Origin of the sequence: Streptomyces silaceus, from assembly GCF_001419745.1 — a bacterium.
Lineage (GTDB): Bacteria > Actinomycetota > Actinomycetes > Streptomycetales > Streptomycetaceae > Streptomyces > Streptomyces silaceus.
This window is the reverse complement of record NZ_LIRJ01000326.1, coordinates 1-3,595: the sequence shown is the minus strand read 5'-3', so window position 1 is coordinate 3,595 and position 3,595 is coordinate 1. Positions and strand designations below refer to the sequence as shown.

4 protein-coding genes are annotated in these 3,595 nt (G+C 75.6%); all 4 read left to right on the top strand.

Annotated features, from left to right (window positions below):
- On the top strand, positions 1–780 hold a 780-nt coding region (locus AOK22_RS27435; RefSeq protein ID WP_055701401.1), incomplete at its 5' end, for an ADP-ribosylglycohydrolase family protein.
- Positions 764–1,936, top strand: coding sequence for an ADP-ribosylglycohydrolase family protein (locus tag AOK22_RS27430; protein ID WP_055701402.1), 1,173 nt, complete (start codon positions 764–766; stop codon positions 1,934–1,936). The genes AOK22_RS27435 and AOK22_RS27430, both read left to right, overlap by 17 nt.
- On the top strand, positions 1,933–3,264 hold the full coding sequence (locus tag AOK22_RS27425; RefSeq protein WP_055701400.1) for an ADP-ribosylglycohydrolase family protein: 1,332 nt from the start codon (positions 1,933–1,935) through the stop codon (positions 3,262–3,264). The genes AOK22_RS27430 and AOK22_RS27425 overlap by 4 nt, the downstream gene beginning before the upstream one ends.
- A partial coding sequence (locus tag AOK22_RS27420) for a PfkB family carbohydrate kinase (RefSeq protein WP_244165035.1) occupies positions 3,261–3,595 on the top strand: 335 nt, incomplete at its 3' end. The genes AOK22_RS27425 and AOK22_RS27420, both read left to right, overlap by 4 nt.

Below are 3,595 nucleotides of genomic sequence, written 5' to 3'. Positions count from 1 at the left end.
GCGTCCGCCGTCCTCCCCCTCCGCGCCCGCATCTCCGTGCGCGCCGGCCTCGGCAACCTCGCCGCGGGCCTGCGCCCGCCCGCCACCGGCCACGACAACCCGCACTACTTCGACGACGCGGCCTGCGTACGCGCCTGCGTGCTCGCCCTCGTCCACCCCGGCGACCCCGAACGGGCAGCCGATCTCGCGGAGTTCGACGCCCGCTACACCCAGGACGGCGACGGCGTGCACGGCGCCCGCGCGATGGCCGCGGCGATCGCGGCCGCCCTGGCCGCCGACGGCACCGACACCGATGCCGCCGTCGACGCCGCCCTCGCCCAGCTCCCCGCCCACACCGAGATCGGCCGCAACGCCCGCCACGCCGTGAAGCTCGCCCGCGCCCAGCCGGACGACGGCGCCTTCGCGCTCGTCCCCCTCCTGGAGCACCAGATCGTCGACCACGTCTACAGCTACGGCATCGCCGCCGCCGAGACCGTCCCGGTCGCCCTCGCCCTGACCACCGCCGCGCGCGGCCGCATCGCCGAGGCGGTGCCCGCCGCCGCCTGCCTGTCGCGCGTCGCCGACTCCGCCCCCGCGCTCGCCGGGGCGCTGACCGGCGTCCTCGGCACGGCGGCCGCGATCCCCGAGGCCTGGCGGGACGCCTGCCGCACCCTCTCGGGCTGCGCGCTCCCCCGTCTCGCGGGCACCGACCTGGTGGAACTCGCCGGGCACCTGGCAGACACGGAACTGGCCACTCCAGGTGGACAATCCCGGCATGACGACCATGACGCCACGTACTGAACCGCGGAGTGAGCCGCCGCTGTCCGACCGCATCACGGGCAGCCTCGTCGGGGCCGCGGTCGGCGACGCGCTCGGCGGCCCCGTCGAGGGGTACGCCCCCGAGCAGATCGCCGAGCGGCACGGCGGCCGCGTCCAGGGCATCGTCGGCCCCTGGAACGGCGACCGCTGGCGCACCGCACGCCCCATCGCGCCGTACCACAAGGGCGACGGGCACGTCACCGACGACACCTTGATGACCCACGCGCTCGTGCGCGTGTACGCCGCCGTCCGCGACCACCTCGACGCCTACTCCGTCGCCGAGCACCTGGTCCCCGACCTGATGACGACACCGCGCTGGATCCCGGAGCTGGAGGCCGAGGCCCTCCCCCTGCAACGGATCTTCCTCGCCGAGAAGTGGCTCGTCGCCCGCATCCACTACGGCCACGTCGACCCGCGCGAGGCCGGCACCGGCAACATCGTCAACTGCGGCGCCGCGATGTACATGGCGCCGGTCGGCCTGGTCAACGCGGCCAACCCGGCGGCCGCGTACGCCGAGGCGCTCGACGTGGCGGGCGCCCACCAGTCCTCGTACGGCCGGGAGGCGGCGGGCGTCTTCGCGGCGGGCGTCGCGGCGGCCTGCGCGCCGGGCGCCACCGCGGAGTCCGTGGTCGAGGCGTGCCTGGGCCTCGCGAAGGACGGCACGCGCGCGGCGATCGAGGCGGTGGCCGAAGCGGCCGCGGGGCACCGGGACTTCGAGACGGCGCTGGCCCCGATCCGCGCCGCCGTCGCCCCCTTCGACACGGTCGGCCCCGACTACCGCGCGCCCTCCCTCGGCGCCCGCCGCCCCTCCCGCCTGCACGCCATCGAGGAGCTCCCCGTCGCCCTCGGCATGCTCCTGGTCGGCGAGGCCGACTACCGCCGCACGGTCCTCGGCGCGGTCAACTACGGCCGCGACTGCGACTCCATCGCCACCATGGGCGGCGCGCTCGCGGGCGCCCTGCGCGGCGAGGCGGCGATCCCCGCGGACTGGGCCAAGCGGGTCGCCGAGGCCAGCCGCCTCGACCTGCACGCCCCGGCGACCGCGCTCACGGAGATCACCGAGGAGATCTTCGCCCGCGACGTACGCCGCCGCCGCGCCCACGAGTCGGCCTTCGCGGCCCTGACGGCCCCCCGATGATCCGCCTGACCTGGGTCCAGCCGGAGGACCTGATCGGCCACGAACTCGCCCAGTGGGAACAGGAGGGCCGCGACACGGCATCGGTACGCACCCGCTGGCTGGACGCGGGCGGCCATCCGGCTCCCCCGGCGGCGGGCGCGTCCCCGACCCCGGCACCACCCCACCTGCGGGCCCTGGCGGAACAGCTGCTGGACGAGCTGGCCGTCCCGTCGTGGGCAGGCGCGCCGCAGGGCACGTGGGACATGCCGGCCAAGGCGCCCCGGGCCCCGCGCGACCTACGGCACCGCCTCCACGCCGCCTGGCTCGGCAGAGCCGCCGGCTGCCTCCTCGGCAAGCCGGTCGAGAAGCTCCCCCTGAACGGCATCCGCGCCCTCGCCCGGGCCGCGGGAAACTGGCCCCTCCACACCTGGTTCACGGAGAGAGGCGTCCCGCCCGAGCTGAGGGCCACGTACCCCTGGAACAGGCGCTCCGCGAAGACCTCCCTCGCCGAGAACATCGACGGCATGCCGGAGGACGACGACCTCAACTACCCCCTCCTCGGCCTCGTCCTCCTCCAGCGCCACGGGCGGACCTTCACCACCACGGACGTGGCAGGGCTCTGGCTCGACGAACTCCCCGCGGGCCGCACGTTCACCGCGGAACGCGTCGCGTACCGCAACCTGCTCGACGGCATCGAGCCCCCGCACACCGCCACCCACCGCAACCCCTTCCGCGAGTGGATCGGCGCCCTCATCCGCGCCGACGTGCACGGCTGGACGAACCCCGGCGCCCCGGAGGCCGCCGCCGCACAGGCGTACCGCGACGCGACCCTGACCCACACGGAGAACGGCGTCTACGGCGCGATGTTCGCGGCGGCCACCCTCGCGCAGGCGGCGGCCGGACACGCGGACGTGCACCGCTGCCTGCGCGCGGGCCTCGCCGCGATCCCCCCGGACTCCCGCCTGGCCGCGGCCGTCCGGCACGCGATCCAACTGGCCGAGGACACACAGGACTTCGACGCCGTCGTGGACCGTCTCCACGAGCGGTACGCCACCCACCACTGGGTGCACGTCATCCCGAACACCGCCCTGCTCGCCGCCGCCCTCACCCACGCCGACGGCGACTTCACCGGCTCCATCACCCGCGCCGTCTCCGGCGGCTGGGACACCGACTCCAACGGCGCGACCGCCGGCTCGGTCGCCGGTCTGCTGGCCGGCCGCCCGGACCGGATCCCCGACCGCTGGACGGCCCCCCTCAAGAACCGGCTCGCCACGTCCATCGGCGACTTCGACGGCATCGGCTTCGACACCCTCGCAGAACTCACCGCCCGGGAGGCACACCGCCCATGACAGACCCGACGAAGACCCCCCACATCGCCGTCCTCGGCAGCGCGAACATGGACCTCGTCGCGTACGTCGCCAAGGCCCCGGAGCGCGGAGAGACCGTCACGGGACGCGAGTTCCGCACGGTCCCCGGCGGCAAGGGCGCCAACCAGGCCGTCGCCGCGGCCCGCGCGGGCGCCACCGTCTCGATGATCGGCGCGGTCGGCACCGACGCCTTCGGCACCCAGCTGCGCACCTCGCTGGAGCAGTCCGGCGTCGACACGGACCTGCTGCGCACCGTCGAGACCCCGACCGGCACGGCACACATCGTCGTCGACGACGACGATGTGTGCCGTGC

Bases quoted from the DNA above. Each gene is read 5' to 3' on its own strand.
- AOK22_RS27430 (WP_055701402.1), top strand. From the start codon at position 764: ATGACGCCACGTACTGAACCGCGGAGTGAGCCGCCGCTGTCCGACCGC.
- AOK22_RS27425 (WP_055701400.1), top strand. From the start codon at position 1,933: ATGATCCGCCTGACCTGGGTCCAGCCGGAGGACCTGATCGGCCACGAA.